Source organism: Pseudotenacibaculum haliotis (assembly GCF_042684245.1).
Lineage (GTDB): Bacteria > Bacteroidota > Bacteroidia > Flavobacteriales > Flavobacteriaceae > Polaribacter > Polaribacter haliotis_A.
Genome location: NZ_JBHULH010000001.1, coordinates 553,840 through 569,554, shown reverse-complemented (window position 1 = coordinate 569,554; position 15,715 = coordinate 553,840). Strand labels below are relative to the sequence as shown.

General features: G+C 35.9%; 16 protein-coding genes and 1 tRNA gene. 14 read left to right on the top strand and 3 right to left on the bottom strand.

The window, feature by feature from the left end; all coding sequences use genetic code 11:
- Window positions 1-37: 37 nt before the first annotated feature.
- From carA to ACFSRZ_RS02725, 14 genes are all read left to right on the top strand, one after another.
- Window positions 38-1,156 carry a glutamine-hydrolyzing carbamoyl-phosphate synthase small subunit gene (gene carA, locus ACFSRZ_RS02790; RefSeq protein ID WP_379665001.1) on the top strand — a complete coding sequence of 373 codons (1,119 nt, stop codon included), beginning with the start codon at window positions 38-40 and terminating at the stop codon, window positions 1,154-1,156.
- Window positions 1,157-1,441: 285 nt separating this feature from the next.
- Window positions 1,442-2,728 (top strand): phosphopyruvate hydratase, encoded by a 1,287-nt coding sequence (gene eno / locus ACFSRZ_RS02785; protein ID WP_379665000.1) that lies wholly within the window; start codon window positions 1,442-1,444, stop codon window positions 2,726-2,728.
- A gap of 179 nt (window positions 2,729-2,907) precedes the next feature.
- Window positions 2,908-4,194 carry a citrate synthase gene (locus ACFSRZ_RS02780; RefSeq protein ID WP_379664999.1) on the top strand — a complete coding sequence of 429 codons (1,287 nt, stop codon included), beginning with the start codon at window positions 2,908-2,910 and terminating at the stop codon, window positions 4,192-4,194.
- A gap of 61 nt (window positions 4,195-4,255) precedes the next feature.
- Window positions 4,256-5,209: an arginase gene (gene rocF, locus ACFSRZ_RS02775; protein WP_379664998.1), complete on the top strand. Its 954-nt coding sequence runs from the start codon at window positions 4,256-4,258 to the stop codon at window positions 5,207-5,209.
- A 74-nt stretch (window positions 5,210-5,283) separates the two neighbouring features.
- Entirely contained in the window at window positions 5,284-6,222 is a 939-nt protein-coding gene (ctlX, locus tag ACFSRZ_RS02770; protein ID WP_379664997.1) for a citrulline utilization hydrolase CtlX, read from the top strand.
- Between the two features lie 27 nt (window positions 6,223-6,249).
- Window positions 6,250-6,921, top strand: a complete 672-nt coding sequence (locus tag ACFSRZ_RS02765; RefSeq protein WP_379664996.1) for a PrsW family intramembrane metalloprotease — start codon at window positions 6,250-6,252, stop codon at window positions 6,919-6,921.
- A 77-nt stretch (window positions 6,922-6,998) separates the two neighbouring features.
- A complete protein-coding gene (locus ACFSRZ_RS02760; protein ID WP_379664995.1) occupies window positions 6,999-8,213 on the top strand; it encodes a sulfite oxidase in 1,215 nt (404 codons plus the stop codon).
- On the top strand, window positions 8,213-8,674 hold the full coding sequence (locus ACFSRZ_RS02755; protein ID WP_379664994.1) for a monoheme cytochrome C: 462 nt from the start codon (window positions 8,213-8,215) through the stop codon (window positions 8,672-8,674). Before ACFSRZ_RS02760 ends, ACFSRZ_RS02755 begins: the two co-directional genes overlap by 1 nt.
- A 79-nt stretch (window positions 8,675-8,753) precedes the next feature.
- Complete coding sequence (locus ACFSRZ_RS02750; RefSeq protein ID WP_379664993.1) at window positions 8,754-9,605, top strand: sulfurtransferase; 852 nt, start codon at window positions 8,754-8,756, stop codon at window positions 9,603-9,605.
- 2 nt (window positions 9,606-9,607) lie between these two features.
- Window positions 9,608-10,486 (top strand): sterol desaturase family protein, encoded by an 879-nt coding sequence (locus tag ACFSRZ_RS02745; protein WP_379664992.1) that lies wholly within the window; start codon window positions 9,608-9,610, stop codon window positions 10,484-10,486.
- An 80-nt stretch (window positions 10,487-10,566) separates the two neighbouring features.
- Window positions 10,567-11,307 (top strand): MlaE family ABC transporter permease, encoded by a 741-nt coding sequence (locus tag ACFSRZ_RS02740; RefSeq protein ID WP_379664991.1) that lies wholly within the window; start codon window positions 10,567-10,569, stop codon window positions 11,305-11,307.
- On the top strand, window positions 11,308-12,075 hold the full coding sequence (locus ACFSRZ_RS02735; protein ID WP_379664990.1) for an ABC transporter ATP-binding protein: 768 nt from the start codon (window positions 11,308-11,310) through the stop codon (window positions 12,073-12,075).
- 58 nt (window positions 12,076-12,133) lie between these two features.
- Window positions 12,134-12,206, top strand: a tRNA-Lys gene (locus ACFSRZ_RS02730).
- An 85-nt stretch (window positions 12,207-12,291) separates the two neighbouring features.
- On the top strand, window positions 12,292-12,633 hold the full coding sequence (locus ACFSRZ_RS02725) for a hypothetical protein (protein WP_379664989.1): 342 nt from the start codon (window positions 12,292-12,294) through the stop codon (window positions 12,631-12,633).
- Between the two features lie 7 nt (window positions 12,634-12,640).
- Here ACFSRZ_RS02725 and ACFSRZ_RS02720 read toward each other — a convergent pair whose 3' ends face one another.
- From ACFSRZ_RS02720 to ACFSRZ_RS02710, 3 genes are read right to left on the bottom strand one after another with little or no spacing between them, the layout of a single operon-like run.
- Entirely contained in the window at window positions 12,641-14,056 is a 1,416-nt protein-coding gene (locus ACFSRZ_RS02720) for a DUF389 domain-containing protein (RefSeq protein WP_379664988.1), read from the bottom strand.
- A 12-nt stretch (window positions 14,057-14,068) separates the two neighbouring features.
- Entirely contained in the window at window positions 14,069-15,145 is a 1,077-nt protein-coding gene (locus tag ACFSRZ_RS02715; RefSeq protein ID WP_379664987.1) for a mannose-1-phosphate guanylyltransferase, read from the bottom strand.
- On the bottom strand, window positions 15,132-15,671 hold the full coding sequence (locus ACFSRZ_RS02710; protein WP_379664986.1) for a SprT-like domain-containing protein: 540 nt from the start codon (window positions 15,669-15,671) through the stop codon (window positions 15,132-15,134). The genes ACFSRZ_RS02715 and ACFSRZ_RS02710 overlap by 14 nt, the downstream gene beginning before the upstream one ends.
- Window positions 15,672-15,715 lie beyond the last annotated feature (44 nt).

Here is a 15,715-nt window from a genome sequence, read left to right as displayed (position 1 = left end):
CTTTGTTTCTAAAACTAGAAACCTTATCAAGAGAGAGATGAAATACCAACAAAGAAAAAAAGCATTAGTTTTATTAGCAGACGGAACCATTTTCTATGGAAAGTCTATTGGGATTGAAGGAACTGCAACCGGAGAAATTTGTTTCAATACCGGAATGACAGGGTATCAAGAGATCTTTACAGATCCGTCTTATTATGGTCAAATCATGGTTACGGCAAATGCTCACATAGGAAACTATGGGGTAAATGACAGAGAAGTTGAATCCGATGGAATTAAAATTTCGGGTCTTGTCGTAAGAAATTTTAGTTTCGAACATTCTAGAGTAGATTCTGATGGAAACCTAAAAGACTGGTTTGAAAAACATAACCTAGTAGCAATCTCTGATGTAGATACCAGAGCATTGGTTTCTTACATTCGAGACAATGGTGCTATGAACGCAATCATTTCTACTGAAGTAGATAATATTGATGCATTAAAAGTACAATTGGCAGAAGTACCAAGTATGGAAGGTTTAGAATTGGCTTCTAAAGTTTCTACCAAAGAGCCATATTTTGTTGGAGATGAAAATGCTGAATTTAAAATTGCAGCCTTAGATATCGGAATCAAGAAGAATATTTTAAGAAACTTAGCTAAAAGAGGAGCGTACATCAAAGTATACCCATACAACGCTAGTTTCGAAGATTTACACGCTTGGAATCCTGATGGATATTTTATCTCAAACGGGCCAGGAGATCCAGAACCTTTACACGAAGCACAAGAAGTAGCCAAAGAAATTATAAAAAGAGACTTACCTCTTTTCGGAATTTGTTTAGGACATCAAGTTATAGCCTTGGCAAATGGAATCTCTACCTATAAAATGCACAATGGTCACAGAGGAATAAACCACCCGGTGAAGAATTTGTTGACCGGTAAAGGAGAGATCACTTCTCAAAACCATGGTTTTGCCATCAATAGAGAAGATACAGAATCACATCCAGATGTAGAGATTACACACGTACATTTGAACGATCAAACCGTAGCGGGAATTCGTATGAAGAACAAAAACTGTTTTTCTGTACAATATCACCCTGAAGCAAGTCCTGGACCACACGATGCAGAGTACTTGTTTGATCAGTTTATAGAAAATGTAAAGAACGCAAAAGCTGTTGTAAGCTAAATTAGAAGCTTAAAAAACACAAATTTTGCAGTTCGTCGATGAATTTTGACCTTTTAACGATAAAAGATTGTCAGATTCAAATTAAAGATTACTTTTGTAGAAGTGATGTTTAACATCACTTTCTTTTTCATAGCAATTTTTCCCACTCCATCTGGAGTGGGTTTTCTTTTTTTATAGCAGAAATCGTTTTCGCATAAATTAAATTTTATCTTCATAAAACTGCATCATTATACGTACTTTAGCTGTCTTAAAAACAAACTGTAATTAAACTTAAATTTTTGTGATATGAGTATCATTGTAAACGTTCATGCACGTCAGATTTTTGACTCGAGAGGAAATCCAACAGTAGAAGTAGATGTAATAACCGAAAATGGAATTTTGGGTAGAGCAGCTGTGCCTTCTGGAGCCTCAACAGGAGAACACGAAGCTGTAGAGCTTAGAGACGGAGGAAAGTCTTACATGGGTAAAGGAGTTTTAGAAGCTGTTAAAAATGTAAACACATTAATCGCTCAGGAGCTCTTAGGAACTTCAGTATTTGAACAAAACCTAATTGATCAACTAATGATCGATCTTGATGGTACTCACAACAAATCAAAGTTAGGAGCTAATGCAATTTTAGGAGTATCTCTTGCTGCTGCAAAAGCTGCAGCTAACGAATTAGGATTGCCTTTATACAGATACGTAGGAGGAGTTTCTGCAAATACATTACCAGTTCCAATGATGAATATTATCAATGGAGGTTCTCACTCAGATGCACCTATTGCATTTCAAGAGTTCATGGTAATGCCGGTAAAAGCAGAAAGCTTTACACAAGCGATGCAAATGGGATCTGAGATTTTCCATCACTTAAAAAAAGTATTGCACGATAGAAATCTATCTACAGCAGTTGGTGATGAAGGAGGATTTGCACCTACATTAGAAGGAACAGAAGATGCATTAGATACTATTGCATTAGCAGTTAAGAATGCAGGATACTCATTTGGAGATGAGATCATGATTGCCTTAGACTGTGCATCAGCAGAATTTTATGTTGATGGGAAATACGATTACACCAAGTTTGAAGGAGAAAAAGGACAAGTAAGAACAAGTCAAGAACAAGCAGATTACTTAGCTGAGTTGGTAGACAAATATCCAATTATTTCTATTGAAGACGGAATGGATGAGAATGACTGGGATGGGTGGAAATACTTAACTGAAAAAGTTGGAGATAGAGTACAGTTAGTTGGAGACGACTTATTTGTAACTAACGTAGAAAGACTCTCAAGAGGAATAGAAAACGGAATTGCAAACTCAATCTTGATCAAAGTAAATCAGATCGGAACCTTAACAGAAACAATCGCAGCTGTTAATATGGCTAAGAATGCAGGATATACTTCTGTAATGAGTCACAGATCAGGAGAAACAGAAGACAATACCATTGCAGATTTAGCGGTTGCTTTGAATACGGGGCAGATCAAAACAGGATCAGCTTCTCGTTCAGATCGTATGGCTAAGTACAACCAATTACTTCGCATCGAAGAAGAGTTAGGAGATACTGCCTTTTTTCCGCAAGAAAGAGCCTTTAAAATCTAAGCAAAAAGCGCTTCAAAAAATAACAAACCTCGTAATGTAAATTGCGAGGTTTTTTTACGACTTCACTAATCAAAGAAAGTTATTTTTCTATTCTGAAAAACTATGGTGCGATTTTTTAAAAATCCTTTAAAATAGCTATCTTTGTAAGACTTCAGAAAAATTAAAAATTATACAGAAATATGTCAGATATAGCAAAGCTACAGATCGGTGACAATTCATATGAGTTTCCTTTGTATAGAGGAACGGAAAATGAAGTGGCTATCGATGTAAAAACGTTGAGAGGAGCAACTAACGGAGTAATCACAATTGACCCGGGATATAAGAACACCGGAGCGTGTACGAGTGGGATTACTTTTTTAGACGGAGAAAAGGGGATTTTACGTTACAGAGGCTATGCTATTGAAGATTTAGCTGAAAAAGCAGACTTTTTAGAAGTAGCTTACGCATTAATCTTTGGAAACCTTCCTACAGAAGAGCAATTGGCTAAATTCCATGAAGACATTAAGGAAAATGCAATTGTAGATGAAGAAGTAAAGAAGATCTTAGAAGCATTTCCTAAGAATGCACACCCAATGGGAGTGTTATCTTCGTTAACATCTGCTTTAACAGCATTTAATCCTTCTTCGGTAAATGTAGATTCAGAAGAAGAAATGTACAACGCTATCGTAAAGATCATGGGTAAATTCCCGGTATTGGTAGCTTGGACCATGCGCAAGAAGAAAGGATTTCCATTAAACTATGGTTCTAAGAAGTTAGGGTATGTAGAGAACGTATTACAAATGATGTTTGAAAAACCTCATGAAGATTATGAGATCAATCCTATTGTAAAAGATGCTTTGGACAAATTATTAATTCTTCACGCAGATCACGAACAAAACTGTTCTACATCTACAGTAAGAATTGTAGGTTCTTCACACGCCGGATTATTTGCTTCTCTTTCTGCAGGTATTTCTGCTTTATGGGGACCATTACATGGAGGTGCTAACCAAGCCGTATTGGAAATGTTAGAAGCGATCAAAGAAGATGGTGGAGACACAAAGAAGTACATGGCGAAAGCTAAAGATAAAAGCGATCCTTTCCGCTTAATGGGATTCGGACACAGAGTATACAAGAACTTTGATCCAAGAGCTAGAATCATTAAGAAGGCTGCTGATGAAGTATTAGGAGATTTAGGAGTTGAAGATCCAATTTTAGATATTGCTAAGGGATTAGAAAAAGAAGCTTTGGAAGATCAATACTTTGTAGATAGAAAATTATATCCAAATGTAGATTTCTATTCAGGAATTATCTACAGAGCTATGGGTATTCCAATCGAAATGTTTACCGTAATGTTTGCATTAGGACGTTTACCGGGTTGGATTGCTCAATGGAGAGAAATGCGCTTAAACAAAGAGCCTATTGGAAGACCTCGCCAAATTTATACAGGAGAGAACTTAAGAGATTTTAAAAATATCTCTGACAGATAGTTATAAACTATACAAAAGCTTCATAGAATCATGAAGCTTTTTGTTTTTATAATCAGACTTTATGGCTATAAAAATTATAAAGAATAGATCAGATATTGGAGCCGGAACTCGTGGTTCTGATATGGGAGTTGATGCCATGGAAATTGCAGCTATCAACAAAACCAGCGAGTATTTTTCTAAATACGAATTTGAGGATGTACTTACAGAAAATGAGTCAATCTACAACAAGGTTAACAACTCCTTTGCAAAAAGAATTAGTAGTGTACTGAATCAATGTACTAGATTAAGCAATCACGTAAAAGTAAACCTTCGTCAGAAGAATTTCCCAATTGTTTTATCGGGAGATCACTCTTCAGCCTTAGGAACTATTAGTGGAGTAAAAGGAGCATTTCCTAACCAACGAGTAGGTGTTGTATGGATCGATGCTCATGCCGATATTCATTCCCCTTATACTTCCCCTTCAGGAAATATTCATGGGATGCCTTTGGCAGCAGCTTTATCTGAAGACAACTTAGAAGCTCAGATCAACGAGGTAAGTAGAGAAACAGCAGACCTATGGGAACGCATGAAGAATATAGAAGTTCCCGGAACCAAGGTGTTGGCAGAAGATATCGTGTATTTTGGAGTTAGAGACACAGAAGAGCCGGAAGACAAGCAAATAGAAAAATTGGATATCAAGAATTACATGGTAGCAGAAGTTCGTTACCGTGGTTTAGAAGTTTGTGTAAATGAAGCTTTAGAGCGATTGTCTGACTGTGATGTAATCTATATTTCTTTTGATGTAGATTCTATGGATTGCGATATGATCTCTTACGGAACTGGAACGCCAGTTCCCAAAGGTTTCGATCAATATGAGATCATTCAAATTATAAATAAGATCATTCAGAGCAAGAAAGTGGTTTGCGTTGAGTTTGTAGAGGTAAACCCGCTATTGGATTTTAAAGGAAATAAGATGGCAGAAACAGCTTTTGAAGTGCTGGAAGAAATAACCAAAGAAATAGAAAAGCTACCTTAAATTTCTGTTTTCAAATAAATCATAAAAAGCTACAGGATTAATTCTGTAGCTTTGTTTTTTTAGAGACTAAAAGAATGCAACAAACAACCAATACGATTTTAATGATTCGTCCTGTAAACTTCAGGATGAACGAGCAAACGGCTGTCAATAACTATTATCAGAAAGTATTAGAGAACACACTTCCTTCTGCTGTTAATGCCAATGCACAAAAAGAATTTGATACCTATGTAGACAAATTAAGATCTTTTGGAATTAATGTAATCGTGGTATCTGATACCGAAGATTTTGACACTCCGGATTCTATCTTTCCCAACAATTGGATCTCTTTTCATGAAAACGGAACTGTAGGTTTATATCCGATGTTTGCAGAAAACCGCAGACTGGAAAGAAGAGAAGATGTACTAGAGGCAATTGAAAAAGCAGGTTTTCTAATTGATGATGTGATGGATTATACGTCGGCAGAAGAAGAAGACATTTTTTTAGAAGGAACCGGAAGTATTATTCTCGATAGAAAACATAGAAAAGCATACTGTGCACTCTCACCAAGAGCTGATGAAGAATTGTTTGTAGAGTTCTGTGAAGACTTTGAATACACGCCTGTTATTTTTGAATCTAATCAAACAGTAGACGGAGAAAGGAAAGCAATCTACCATACCAATGTAATGATGTGTCTGGGAGAAACATTTGCAGTGATCTGCTTAGACAGCATAGATGATAAGAAAGAACGTAAAAATGTTCTCAAACACTTAAAGAGTGACAAAAAAGAAGTTATTGCCATTACAGAAAAACAGGTCAATAACTTTGCAGGAAATATGCTTCAAGTGAGAGGAAACAATGATCAGCGTTATTTGGTAATGAGTCAAGCGGCTTATAATTCTTTAACAGAACATCAGATCAAGACCATAGAAAAGCATTGTCCTATTATTTCAAGCTCATTAGATACTATTGAAGCTTGTGGTGGCGGGAGTGCTCGCTGTATGATGGCAGAAGTTTTTTTGTCAAAACAGAACTAATTTAATTCATATCTGTATATTTAGTTCATGAATTTATTCTTGTTGGCTGTTGCGCCATCCATGATTATTATTGCTTATATCTATTTCAAAGACAAGTTTGAAAAAGAACCATGGAAGTTGTTGGTAAAGAACTTCTTCTTAGGAGCAACTGTAAGCATAGCTCTCACATTTGCTATAGGATATTTGTTGGGACAAATACTTCCTCCTTTAAGTGAGAAAAGTATCATGGATATGTTTATCAAAGCATTTTTTGTAGTGGCTTTGGTAGAAGAATTTTCCAAATACATCATTGTCAGAAATTTTGCCCAAAAGAACAAAGCGTTCAATGAGCCTTTTGATGGAATTGTTTATGCAGTGATGGTTTCTATGGGATTTGCAACATTAGAAAATGTTTTATATGTCTATGCTTATGGTCTCGAGACAGGCATTTTTAGGGCTTTTACAGCCGTTCCTGCACACGCTACTTTTGCTATTTTAATGGGATATTTTATGGGGAAAGCAAAATTCTCTAAGAATCGATTTGCCTTAAATATGACAGGTTTGTTGGTAGCCACATTATTCCACGGGGCTTATGACTTTTTCTTATTCATACAATTCGTTCCCGGTATAGCCATTGGAGCATTTGTATCGCTACTTATCGGCTTGATACTTTCAAGAAATGCAATGAAGCGGCATCAAGAAAACTCGATGTTCAAATAATATCTTTTCGAATACTTTTCTGATTCTCAACGATATTTCTATATTTAACAAGTAAACAACTTCTAAACCTACTTGTCTTGAAGAGGAGAGAATTTATCCAAAAAGCATCATTAACTGCAATAGCAGCAGCAATAGGAACTGAAATCGTATATGCCCTTCCAAAGGGATATGAACCTTTGGCTTTACAAGACCCGGATCCTTTTAAAATGTTTAAATTAAATGAAGAAATGGTAGTGTTAAACAACAAACCATGGAACATTGAAGCACAAGCACACTTGCTGAATGATAAAGTAACTCCTAATAGCAAGATGTTCATTCGAAACAACGGACTTGTTCCGTTGGATGTTGATGCAAAAACTTGGACATTAGAAATTAATGGTGAATCTGTAAAGCAGAAAAAGAGCTATACTTTAGAAGAGCTAAAAACAAAATTCAAACATCATACCTACCAACTTACCTTAGAATGTGGAGGAAACGGACGAAGCGAGTTTGATCCTCCGGCAAAAGGAAATCAGTGGACAGTTGGTGCTGTACATTGTGCTCGTTGGACAGGTGTTCGCTTAAGAGATGTTTTAGAAGATGCAGGAGTAAAAAGCAATGCTGTTTACATTGGTTATCATTCAGCCGACATTCATTTGAGTGGAGATATGAACAAAGAACCTATTTCAAGAGGAGTTCCTATGAGCAAAGCAATGCAAGATGAAACATTGATTGCTTTTCAGATGAATGGAAAAGATATTCCTTTGGTTCATGGTTATCCCTTGAGGTTAATAGCAGGAGGGTGGCCGGCTTCCGCTTCAGGAAAATGGATACAGAGGATCAGTATTAGAAATAAAGTGCACGATGGAACTAAAATGACCGGTAAAGCTTATAGAGTTCCTTGTAGTCCGGTAGCTCCGGGAGAGAAGGTAAAAGATGAAGATATGTGTATCATAGAATCCATGCCTGTTAAATCTTTGATCACAAGCCCTAAAACAGGAGCTATTATCAAAAAGGGAAAATCACTACAAATTAATGGACATGCTTGGGCAGGTGAATTAGAAGTTACCAGAATGGAATACTCCATAGACTTTGGAGCAACATGGAAAACATGCAAACTTGAAAAGCCTGTCAATCGTTTGGCTTGGCAACATTTTTCAGCATCAGTAAACTTTCCAAAAGAAGGATATTATGAAGTATGGGCTAGAGCTACAGATGTAAACGGAGTTTCTCAGCCGATGTTATTACCCGGATGGAATCCGAAAGGCTATTTGAACAATGCATGTCATAGAATTGCTATTAAAGTACAATAATGAACAAAACAACACCCAATCAGAACGGAATTGAAAGAGCAGAGCGTTTGCTAAGAACAGCCTTGTTCCTGCTTTCAATTGCTTCTTTGTTGCTAGTGTTCCTTATCATAGATCCTACGTTTTCTGTTTTTGAAAGAAATCAAGAAATAGCGGCTGTTGAGGTTGATGAAGATAAGATTGAAAATGGAATCCATCTTCGTACCGGATTAATAGATGCTCCGGGATTGGATGTAGTCATTAACAACTGTACAAATTGCCATTCGGCAAAACTGGTCACACAAAATAGAATGAACAAAGAACGTTGGGATGCTACCATACGTTGGATGCAGAAAACACAGAATTTGTGGGATCTGGGAGACAATCAAAAAATCATTGTTGATTATTTGGTTACAAATTACCCTATTGAAGAAAAGGGAAGGAGAAGTATACTTGCAGATATTGAATGGTATGAGTTAGAATAGAAGAATGAAGGGTCAATTGCTTATTATTTTATGTCTTTCTTTTTTCGTGACTTCATGCGAAAAAAAGAGCGAAGCAGATTTGATCCTGAGTCAACATAAAAATTCTCTCATAGAGTTTGATGAATTACAAAAAGTTTTATCGTTTGAAGATGTGAAAGTTATAGACTTTCGCAAGCCACAGCATTACCAGAAAGATCATATTCCGGGAGCATTGAATGTTTGGCGCTCCCACATCAGAAGTAAAAATTTCCCATACAGTGGTATGAAAGCTAGTAAAGAAGAGGTAGAGCTGCTTTTTAGTGATTTGGGAATTAAAAATGGAGATTGGATCATTATTTATGACGATATGGGTTTGTGTGATGCAGCCAGACTTTGGTGGCTGTTGCAACTTTACAATTACGACAAAGTTCAGTTGTTAAATGGCTCCTACTCACGCTGGAAAGAGAATTATGAGGCTACCTCCAATACTCTCCCTATTCATAAAACCAATTTTAAGTTTGAAAAAGATCCGGATTATCGAATGTATATAGATAAAGAAGGAGTGCTAAACTCTATCGGTAAAAAGTTGATCTTAGATACACGAACAACAGATGAGTTTTCAGGAAAACGTCAAAAGAAAGGAGCTTACAAAGGAGGTCGTATTCCAGAATCAATCAGAATAGACTGGGCTGTAGCAGTAAATTATCACGGAGATAGAAAGATGAAAACTATTGAGGAGTTGAAAGAAGCGTATAAGGAAGTTTTAAAGTATAAAGAAGATACGATAATCACCTATTGTCAGAGCGGAACACGATCGGCACACACAACTTTTGTGCTAACTCAGTTATTGGGAATGAAACATGTTCAAAATTATGACGGTTCGTGGATAGAATGGAGTTATTTTAACGACTTACCTTTTGAAAAGGATAGCATAACAACTATCTTTGAATAACTATGCAAGATTATTTAGATTCGTTTAAAAACGCATTTCTAGGAACTGTAGATTGGACATGGAAGTCAATCATCTTCGAAGTTCCTTGGTATACAAACTATTTTTGGGGACTCATCGCAATTTCAATAGTCGTTTGGTTGTTGGAAATTGCTTTTCCATGGAGAAAAGAGCAATCTGTTTTTAGAAAGGACTTTTGGTTAGATGCCTTTTATATGTTCTTTAATTTCTTTGTTTTTTCAATTGTTATTAGTGGATTTTACAAAGTATTAGAACTCCTCTTTTCCGGAGCCGGAATTACCAATACCAGTTTAAGTTTGATAGATATGAGCTCGTTACCCAATTGGTTGCAACTAGTTATTTTCTTTATCCTGCTAGACTTTGTACAGTGGTTTACCCATGTGTTACTTCACAAGTATTCCTTTTTATGGAATTTTCACAAAGTGCATCACAGCGTTAAAGAAATGGGATTTGCCGCTCATTTGCGTTACCATTGGATGGAGAATATACTATACAAGCCCTTAAAAACACTCGGAGTTATGGTACTTGGAGGTTTTGAACCGGAACAAGCATTTATTGTGCATTTCTTGAGCATTGCAATTGGGCATTTCAATCATGCAAATATCAAGATTACTTGGGGAGTACTTAAGTATGTTTTTAACAATCCGGTAATGCATTTATACCATCATGCTTATACCTTGCCAAAAGGAAGGTTTGGAGTCAACTTTGGAATAAGTCTAAGCCTTTGGGATTATATATTTAAAACCAATTACATCCCTGAGGATAGCGGAACGATTTTGCTAGGATTTGAGGATGATGATAAATTCCCTAAAGACTTTTTAAGACAAAACATCTACGGTTTCGGAAAGCAAAAGAACAATTAAGATTTTTAACAATCCGCTAAACAGATTATTGTCAAAGGTTCGTGATATTTTAATACTTTAGCACTAATAAAAAAAGCTGAATGGGTTACCTAGGACATATTGGTAAGTATTTCATGATGTTGGGACAGGTTTTCAAAAGGCCACAAAGAGGGAGGGTTTTTAGAGAAGCCATTGTAAGAGAATTAGATGAGTTAGGATTAAAGTCGCTAGGAATCATCATGTTCATCTCATTTTTCATTGGAGGAGTTATTGCTTTGCAAACTGCTCTAAATATTGAAAACCCTTTTATTCCAAAATATTTAATTGGATTTGCAACAAAAAGATCTGTAATCTTAGAGTTTGCACCCACATTTTGTTCTATTATTTTAGCAGGAAAAGTAGGGTCTTATATTACTTCTAGTATAGGAACAATGAGAGTAACTGAGCAAATAGATGCTTTAGAAGTAATGGGAATTAACTCATTAAACCATTTGGTATTGCCAAAAATAATAGCCACTGTATTTTTCTACCCATTCTTGATTGTTTTAGCAATGTTCTTAGGAATTTTAGGAGGTTGGGTAGCAGGAGTTACTTCCGGTATTTTCTCATATATAGATTATTTGCAAGGAGTTCAATTAGAATTTGATCCTTTCTTAATTACCTATGCCATTATCAAGACATTGGTATTTGCCTTTTTAATTGCTACAGTTCCTTCCTACCACGGTTATTATGTAAAAGGAGGATCTATTGCTGTAGGAAAAGCAAGTACACAATCGGTTGTTTGGACTATTATCTTAATCGTAATTGCAAACTATTTCTTAACCCAAATGTTGTTGACCTAAATGATAGAAGTAAAAGACTTACATAAAGGGTTTGGAGATGTTCAGGTACTCAAAGGAATTTCAACTTCTTTTGAACCGGGAAAAACTAGTTTGATCATTGGACAAAGTGGATCAGGAAAAACCGTATTCTTAAAATCCTTGATTGGGTTACACACCCCTGAAAAAGGAACCATTTCTTTTGATGGAAGAATCAATACACAATTTACGACAGAAGAGAAGAGGCAATGGCGTCAGGAGATCGGGATGGTATTTCAAGGAAGTGCTTTGTTTGATTCTCAAACAGTAGAGGAAAATGTAATGTTCCCACTAAAGATGTTTACAAAGCAAGTAGAAGAAGAAATGCTGGAGAGAGTAAATTTTGTGCTTAAGAGAGTGAATTTAGAGAATTCTAATCATAAATTCCCGGCAGAACTTTCCGGAGGAATGCAAAAAAGGGTAGCCATAGCAAGAGCTATTGTAATGAATCCTAAATATTTGTTTTGTGATGAGCCTAACTCAGGATTAGACCCTAATACAGCTATTTTGATTGATGAACTGATCCAAGAGATCACCCAAGAATATAAAATTACAACCGTCATAAACACTCATGACATGAACTCTGTAATGCAAATAGGACAAAAAATTGTTTTTTTGAAAAATGGAGTAAAAGCATGGGAAGGGACCAGTCAGGAGATCTTTAAAACTGATAATGAAGCGGTTGTAAAATTTGTTTACAGCTCTGAATTATTTAAAAAAGTTAGAAAGGCATATTTAAATGAAACTAAGTAAAAAATTAGTTTGAAAATTAAAATATTGCTTTTATATTTGCACCCGCTAAGAAAGCAATGACCGGGTAGCTCAGTTGGTAGAGCATCTCCCTTTTAAGGAGAGGGTCCTGGGTTCGAGCCCCAGCCCGGTCACAACTTCAAAAACTCCAGATGAAAATCTGGAGTTTTTTTTATACTTTTAGTTGAGTTAAAAATTGCTTGACTAAAAGAACTTCACATGTTAGACAAGATATTACTGATCAGTAAAAAAGAAGAAGCTGGAATTATCATTATTAGTAGAATGATAGGAGCCTTTTCTATAGTGACCTTAGGAGGTTTATTGCTCCATTTTTGGATAATGAAATCTTATTTTTTTGTGATGATTGGCGTAATTATTACGTCTTTATGTTACTTGATCAACTCTATTTTCCTTCTTGGAGTATTCGTTAAATTATTTCAGAAAAACTCTAATAGAGGCCAATGTTTTTTATCAATACTTTATTTGTTAATAGGGCTAATAGTAGCGGTTGCCTACGATCAGGTTGTTGTTAATAGTCAACTATCTTTTGAAGGCTTATAAGAAGAGATTATTCTTCCTTCACAACCAAAGTATCCAAGCTCAATCTAGTTTTTAACCAAGCGGCTAATTTTGCCTGTACTCTTTGATCTTCAGGAATAGAATCATACCATGCAATAGAAGCCATAGGAATGGTGTCTACAGATTCAAAATTGGTCACCAAAACTTTTGAGAAACTGATAGTTTTTAAACCGTCATAATTAATCTTAGCTTCCTGACTCACTTGTAAAAAAGGAATCTGTTCATTGGTTAATTTTTCAAGCGCCTTACTCAACTCTTGAATTTTAATATCTTTTTCTTGAAGACTTTCTTCTTTAGAAGCAATCAATTTTTGATTCTTTACATACAAGTCTTCAATAGATTTTACCTTGTCTAAAAGCTCAAGATTTTCTTCGTCTTGCGTAATATTCAGTTGAACACCATCTAAACTATACTCAGGTAATTTATCTCTCCATTCTGTCTTTTCCTGTGGAGTTAGGTTTTTACCTAAGACAACAAGGTTGATCTGGCGCTCTTTATAATCGATACTCTTATCGATAATCCCTGCTCCGGTCTTTTCTGTTAGGTCAGCAATATACTTTTCACAGCTTTGAGTATATCTGTTTTCTTGAAATAATTGGTAAAATTGGTAAATACTAAAAGAAAAGATGATCAATGCTAAAATAGAAGCCAATTGCGCAATTCTTTTTCTTCTGGCAGAGTTGATATACTTCACCATTGGAAAACGTAAGAACTTTACAATAACAAACGTAGCCAAGGCAATAAATACAGCATTGATAATAAATAAGAACATAGCCCCACCAAAGTAGGAGATGTTTCCTACAGCTAAGCCATAACCAGCCGTACACAAAGGAGGCATTAAGGCCGTAGCAATTGCAATACCTGCAATGGCATTGGTAATCTCTCTGTGTCTACTTAAAGCAATAATCAATGCAAATCCACCGGCAGTGGCAATTAATACATCACGAACATCCGGTTTGGTTCTTGCCAAAAGCTCAGGAGTTTCTTCTTGAAATAAAGGAATGCTAAAGAATAAAAATGAAGTTACTACACTTAAGCCGATCATCACTCCTAAGTTGATCAATGATCTCTTCATTGTATCAATATCATTGATCCCAATAGAAAGTCCAATTCCTAAAATAGGACCCATTAAGGGAGAAACTAGCATGGCACCAATTACAACGGCAGTAGAACTCACATTTAACCCAATAGAAGCAATAATAATTGAGAACACTAAGATCCATGCAGTATGATTCTTAACAGGAATACCATCCTGTATCTTTTGAATGGTTTCTTTTTTATCCGTTCCCTCACGAATATCCAACAGATCTAAGAAGAACTCTTTAATACTGGCGCTAAAACTCCTAAAATCTTTTTTTACGTTTTTTTGTTTCTCCTGGCTGGGATTCGATTGATTTTCTTCCATGGGCTGATCTTTTTACACAAAATCTTCGCCAAAATTCTTTTTCACATCTGCGACGATTTGCTTGATGTCTTGTTCATCTTTTTTAGGACAGATCAACAATACATCTTCTTTTTCAACGACAATATAGTCATTTAACCCTTGTATTACAACTCGCTTTCCAGATTGAGTACGTATCATATTGCCGTGAGAATCTCTAAAAATGGTCTCAGAGCCTACAGTAGCATTTTTATCAGTGTCTTTTTCTAATTTGTTGTAAAGAGATCCCCATGTTCCTAGATCGTTCCAGCCAAAATCAACAGGAAGCACATGAACATTGTGTGCCTTTTCCATAATTCCGAAGTCGATAGAAATATTTTCTGCCAGAGGATAATTCTCATCAATAAAGGAAATTTCCTTTTCCGTATTGTAGACATCAGTATTGTTAAACAATTGCAACATTTCAGGAAGTGATGTCTCAAAAGCTTTTACAATGCTCTTTGCCGACCAAACGAAAATACCCGCATTCCATAAATAATCACCGCTAGCCAAAAACTTTTCAGCAGTTTCCAGATTAGGCTTTTCTGTAAAATTCTTTACTTTTTTGATCTCATCTTCAGATGTTTCAAATTGAATATACCCATAACCGGTATTTGGAGAATTAGGCTGAATACCCAAAGTCATTAAAATATCTCGATCAGCACAAGCCTCGAATGAAGTTTGAATGTTTCTGGAAAATTCCTGCTCATTATCGATCCAATGGTCAGAAGGAGCAACCAAAATAACAGCATCAGGATTTTGATCATATATCTTAAGAGCAGCGTATAAAATACAAGGTGCTGTATTACGCATGGCTGGCTCTAGCAGTAATTGCTCTTTTGAAGTCTTAGGAAGCTGATCAAGCACCAAGCCTTCATATCTTTGATTGGTTGCAATCATAATATTCTCTGAAGGAACCAAGTCGTTTATTCTGTCAAAAGTACGTTGAATTAAAGATTGACCTTTTCCCAACATATCATGAAACTGTTTTGGGAACTCTTGAGTACTTACTGGCCAAAATCTGGATCCTACTCCTCCGGCCATGATTACCGCATAATAATTATTGTTTTTCATAGATAGTAACTTCTGTATTTTGATTAAAAAGATAGATTCTTCCCGAGCTTAACTCCAAGCATTCATATCTTGTCTTTCTCTTTGACCCTCTTCTGTAGCGTTTCTTTTTAAAAAGAAAAATGCTATCCAAAGGGACTTCAAAGATAAAACTCTTTCCGGTTTCTGCTTTATTTCCTTTTAAAGCTAACGATAATTTTACATCGCTATCGGTACTTGCTTTAGGATTTTTTAAATAATGAGCCAAAGGCGTTAGGATTTCAGTAGGGTAAATATCCGGATGCAAAAAAGGAAGCATTAAATGCTGAAAGGTTCGTTTCCATTCTTTTCCATGTGGTTGTACCCGTCCGTATTTTTGAAAAGTAACATGATGTGCAATTTCATGCACCAAAGTCAATAAGAATTGATGTGGATTTAGATTGTTGTTGATCGTGATTTGAAATTGCCCGTTTGGCAATCTTCTAAAATCCCCATGCTTCGTTTGTCGTTGGTTGACAATCTTAATATTCAGGTGATGTTGTTCAATCAAATCGGCAACACCTTCAATTGCATCTTTTGGAATGTAGGTTGCTA